Source organism: Streptomyces sp. F001, from assembly GCF_004187715.1.
Lineage (GTDB): Bacteria > Actinomycetota > Actinomycetes > Streptomycetales > Streptomycetaceae > Streptomyces > Streptomyces flavusporus.
In genome coordinates this window covers 1-4,979 of record NZ_QZWF01000109.1, presented here as the reverse complement: position 1 = coordinate 4,979, position 4,979 = coordinate 1, and the positions used below count along the sequence as shown (strand labels likewise).

The window sequence follows — 4,979 nt, the reverse complement described above, 5'->3', positions numbered from 1 at the left end:
TTCCAAATGAGACGACCTCTTAGTTGGTGTGGACCTACACGGTCGGAAGGCAGGGCTTCCGGGTCAGATGCGTGAACAGCCGTGCGGCCGGCCGGAGCGCCGACCCGCTCTTGGCGGCATTGGCGTACCGTTCCTGATCAGTGAGCAGGGGTGAGTCTTGGACCCACTGCCTGACACTGCACGCATCCCGAACGGTTTTGGGTGCGCTGGTCGCCCGCGTTCCTTGTTGTCTTCCTGTCCGGGCGCGTGCCTCCTGGCCACGGTCCGTGACGAGGCGGCGGGTTCCCTCACGCCCAGGGGCACACCGGTCGGTCTGGATGGTCCGATGCCCCTGTCCATCACTCCGGTGAGCAGGGGGCGGTGCCGTCCTCCTCCAGTGCCTCAAGGGCCTGCCAGATCGGGTGCCCTTGGGCGCGTCGTCCGATCGCGATGCTCGCGGCATCGTGACGGGTGGTCTTCCTGTTCTTCGAAGCGAAGAGTCTGCACGGCCCCCACGCCATCGGCGACGCGGCGGTACGCAACGTCCTGGACGTGGTGGCCGGCCTGGGACCGTCCGGCCGTGTGGGGGTGCACCGGATCGAGCACATCGAGACGGCGCCGGACGATCTGCTGCCCAGGTTCGAGCAGCTCAGAGCGGCGGCGTCCATACGGCCGCCGCACACCGCCTGCACCCGCGCCGACGGCACCGACGAGTGGTCCCGCCGGCTGGGCGCCGACCGCGCCCGCCACACCTGGAGGCTGCGAGACCTGCGCGACGCGGGCGCCACGGCCGCCCTGGGCTCGGACCGGCCCATCGCCCACTACGACGTCCGCCAGGTCCTGACGACAGCTCGCCGACCTCGTGGCGCGGCCTCCGCCCGGGCCGGACCGACCGGACCGGAGGCACTGGAGGGCCGCACCACCCACGCCGCCCGCGCCGCGTGCGAATCGGCCACGGCCGGCCGCATCACCCCGGGCCACCGCGCCGACCTCACAGCCCTGGGGGTCGACCCGACGGCGGCTCCGGCCGACGAACTGGCCGAGGCCCCCGTCCGGCTGACTGTGACGGGCGGTCACGTGATCCACCACGAACAGTGACAGCGTTGCCCCCGATCCGGCCGCGCTCAGGTGAGGGGCAGCCCCCAGCGGGGCGCGTCCTCGTTCGGGCGTACGGGCGCGACAGTCAGGTCGGGCCGGTCGCCCCGCGCGGTGATCAGCGCCGACTCGCCCTTGCGCAGAGCGAGTCGGATGGCGCCGTCACCGGCATCGGAGTAGCGGAGGGGGCGGCCCCGCCCGTCCCGAACGTCGACCGATCCCGCGATCCCGTGCCGTACGACGCAGGGAGCGCCCGCCTCACTGACCAGTCGCACCCAACGAGTCGTGCCGCTCTGACGGCGCGCGCCGAGCAGGAAGGCGCCCTGCGTACGGAAGTTGTGCACGGCCAGGTCCGCCCACGCGGCGGGCAGCGCGGGGAAGACCCTGATGATCCCGCCCCAGGACTGGCAGATCATGTCGTGCAGTGACTGGGCCGCCGACAGGGGCGTCTCGATGACCGGACCCGACTCCTTGTACATGGTGTTGGGTTGGATGAAGCGGGTCATCAGCTCACCGAGATACCGCAGTGCGTCCTCGCCCTTGCCGAGCAGCGCCGATATCGAGGCGGCCCCGGTGAAGGTGTAACCCTGCAGGGCGCCCTCGAAGCCCACCCAGTGCGCCAGTGACTTCTCGATCAGGGCGCGTTCGTCGGGGGTCCGGCCGGTCACCTCGTGCAGCGGGTAGACCGCGAGTAGGTGAGAGTAGTGGCGGTGGGACTTCGCGAAGGGGATGTCCGCGCCGATCACGAAGCCGTTCGCGTCGGTCGGATACGGCACCAGCTTGGCCAGCACCTCGCGCCAGCGCGGCGCCAACACGTCGTCGATGCCGAGGAGTCCGGCGGCTTCGAGGAGAGTGCGGCAGCCCCAGGTGAGCAGCATCAGATCGTAGTTGCAGTCGCGTGAGTCGCCGCCGTACTCCGGGGAGAAGGTGGCGGGCAGGTGCAGTTTGCCGTCCGGGCCGCGCTCGAGGAAGTGCAGGTAGTAGTTGATCGCCTTGCGCAGGAGAGGGAACAGGACGTCCCGGAGGATCGACTTGTCCATCGTGTGGCGGTAGCTGAGCCAGACGTTGTGCAACGCCCAGGTCAGATTGCCGACTTCGGGGGTCGGCGGGTTCTGGCCGGGGATGCCGACGCCGTAGCCCATCAGTGTGCTGGCCGCGCCATTGACCAGGTGGGGATCGGTGGTGCGGGGGATACCGAGCGAATCGGCGCGGTACGGCTGCGTCACCTCGTTGGCGAGGTTGTCCCGGAACTCGCTCAACGCCCTGGTGATCGCGTCGAGTTCGAGGTGGTTGGAGCCATGGATGAGCCAGTACTCCAACTGGGCGTTGAGGTTCCACCAGGTGTTGGGCCATGGCGTGGGCTCGAGCCAGGGTCCGCTCGTCGCCATGACAGGGGCGTCGCGGCGGGCGGCGGATGCTGCCTTGTAGAGCTGGATCCAGTAGAAACGCTGGATGCGGGCGTCGGGGAGGGAGAGGAAGCTCTTGCGGTAGTAGGCGTGCCACCATGCGCGGTGGGTCACTGCCAGGGCTGAATAGGGGAGCCGGTCCGCGGCGCGGACCGCCTTCAGGGCCTGCTCCAGGGCTGTGTTCTTCGGGTACGAGTGCGCGACGTGCACATACAGCGTCCGCGTCCGGCTCCTGGTCCGCTCCCGCCATGCGGTGACGTGCTGCCCGCCGGCCAGCAGCGGCTGCACGGCGGCGGTCGTCCCGTCGTGGTCGGCGACCTCGGCGGGCGGGTTGCCCTGGTAGCCGTCCGGCAGCGGCTTGAACGCGGCCCGCGGACTGATCGCGTCCGCCGGGTGGAACACCCAGCGAAAGCCGCTCTCGCCCTCGCTCGCGGTCACTTCCACGGCGAGGACCGAGCGGTCGTTGTGGACCAGGGCGCGCAGGGTCAGGGTGCCCTTGTCGGTGGTGAGCGTGCCGGTCAACTCGGCGTCATGCAGCGACAATCGCCAGTCGAGGCCGGTGATCGCGCCCACCGGCTCAAGTGTGAAGTACCCGATCGGCAGCCGAGCCAGGCCGAAGAGGGAACCGAACTCGGGGCGGTGGTCCTGTACTTCGGAGTGCTGGACGTTGAAGCGCACGGCCGTCGATGCGGCGCCCGGCTCGGCGTAGATCCCGGAACCGAGGAACCCGTTGCCGAGGAAGGGGCCTTCGTACCAGGTCGTCGGCATCCGCTGCCAGACCAGGTCGGCGTCGTCGAGAACGGTGCGCCAGGGGTCGGCGGGAAGCGCGGTGGCCTCGGCATGGTCAGCCGCGGTCGCCTGGGTGGTCAGGCCCGAGGTCAGCAGTACGCCACCCAGAGCGGATCCGGTGGCGAGGACGGTACGTCTGGACGGATCGGGCGCGGAGGGAGAGGACACGTTTCCTCCAGACAGGTTCGATGAATCATCGGAGCTATCCCGTGATGCAACATAGAGACGAGGTAACGGTGCGTCAATGCAACGGGATAGATCCGATGTGTTGACTTCGGTACGCCAAGACTCGCGGCGATCGGATCGACGAACTGCGGGGTGCCGTCGCTGGGGGCGGCGTCACCCTCGCCGCATCCACGCGCGGGTGCCGAACGAGGAACAGGCCCACGAGGCCACCGCGGCCGCGGCACGCAGGGCCTCGACGAAGCCTTGCGAGGTCAAGCGGCCCTGAACCGCGAGGTGATGGGTGAGGGCCCCGTGCAGGACGTCACCCGCGCCCAGTGTGTCCGCCACCCGGACGGCAGGTACGTCCACCGTGCCGCTGCCGTCGGGCCCCGCCCACACGATGGGCTGCCCTCCCCGGCTGACTGCCGACCAGACGACCTCGTGCTCCCGCAGGAACCGCAGGGTGTCCGTCGGTGTGCTGGTGCCGGGCGGGTGGAAGTCGGCCGAGCAGACGGCCACGTCGATCGACGGCAGCAGGTTCTCCGTGCCGGCCTTCCAACTGCCCCCGTCGAGGACGGTCCGACGACCGGCGGCGCGCGCAGCGCGGGCGGCAGCCACGGCCAGCTCCATGTGGTGGCCGTCGAACTCGACGATGTCGCAGGCTGCCACCAAGGTGTCGAGGTCGTCGGGCGGGGCGAGCCGGTATCCAGTCGCATTGGTCGAGGCGACGGCACGGTCCCCGCTGGATGCGGTCACCAGAATCGAGGACACGGCGGGCGGCTCGGCCGAGTCGGCTGCCAGGTCCGACACCGTCACACCCAGCCGGTTCAGGTCCTGTACGACCGCAAGTCCCAGCGGATGGGAGCCGATCGCGGTGAGCAACGTGGCCGCGCCGCCCAAGTGGGCGAAGGCCGCGGCCGCGTTCGCCGCCGGACCGCCTGCGGCCACCACCTGCTCACGAGCCGTCAGCTTCTCGTCGGAACCCGGCACATGGTCCACGAGCTGGATGACGTCCAGTGTGCACAAGCCGACGAACAGGCCTTCAGGACGCCCCGCCTCGTCGGCTCCACCCACCTGCACCTCCTCCTGCCTGGGTATCGGGTCAGTGCTTGAACGGATGGAAGCTACCGGCCCATCGTCCACCGCGTCAGTCGACCCGCCCGGTGGGGGCCGGGGCGTTGATGCCTGAGTCCCGGTGGGGCAGCGGGCTCCGCACGGTTTACGCTCAGGAACCTCGCCGGCCTCGGGCGCTGCACCTTGACGGTCACCTTCACCGGTGTGGGCAGCTTGTCGGCGGTGGCATGCTCAGCGCGACCGACCCGTCATGGTGGCGCCCGCGCGGCTGGCCGACGTCCTCGTCACCGGCCGCGACTGGACCACCGAGGTCCGCGAGCGGATCATCGCCCCACTGCGGCTGCGCCGCACGATCATGCCCGGTACCTGGCCGTTCCTCCCGTCCTCCCACGCCCACAACTACCAACATTGACATCCTCCCCCTCTTTTAAGAGGGGGAGGATGTCAATGTTGGTAGTTGTGGGCGTGGGA

The 4,979-nt window shown here is 69.8% G+C and carries 3 protein-coding genes and 2 pseudogenes; 2 read left to right on the top strand and 3 right to left on the bottom strand.

Annotated elements, in window-relative coordinates:
- Positions 1-286: 286 nt before the first annotated feature.
- Positions 287-470: pseudogene (locus tag StrepF001_RS49225) on the bottom strand (IS200/IS605 family accessory protein TnpB-related protein); the annotation flags it as partial.
- Between the two features lie 22 nt (positions 471-492).
- Between StrepF001_RS49225 and StrepF001_RS44465 the strand changes: the two are divergent.
- Positions 493-1,077, top strand: a pseudogene (locus StrepF001_RS44465) (amidohydrolase family protein); the annotation flags it as partial.
- Between the two features lie 26 nt (positions 1,078-1,103).
- Here StrepF001_RS44465 and StrepF001_RS44460 read toward each other — a convergent pair.
- Positions 1,104-3,437, bottom strand: a complete 2,334-nt coding sequence (locus tag StrepF001_RS44460; protein ID WP_129803755.1) for a glycoside hydrolase family 95-like protein — start codon at positions 3,435-3,437, stop codon at positions 1,104-1,106.
- 171 nt (positions 3,438-3,608) lie between these two features.
- The gene (locus StrepF001_RS44455) at positions 3,609-4,508 is read right to left on the bottom strand and encodes a PfkB family carbohydrate kinase (protein ID WP_129803754.1); all 900 of its coding nucleotides are present in this window, start codon (positions 4,506-4,508) and stop codon (positions 3,609-3,611) included.
- 250 nt (positions 4,509-4,758) lie between these two features.
- Between StrepF001_RS44455 and StrepF001_RS46135 the strand changes: the two genes are divergently transcribed.
- Positions 4,759-4,920: a hypothetical protein gene (locus StrepF001_RS46135; RefSeq protein ID WP_165396588.1), complete on the top strand. Its 162-nt coding sequence runs from the start codon at positions 4,759-4,761 to the stop codon at positions 4,918-4,920.
- The last annotated feature ends 59 nt before the right edge of the window (positions 4,921-4,979 follow it).

Bases quoted from the DNA above. Each gene is read 5' to 3' on its own strand.
- StrepF001_RS46135 (WP_165396588.1), top strand. From the start codon at position 4,759: ATGGTGGCGCCCGCGCGGCTGGCCGACGTCCTCGTCACCGGCCGCGAC.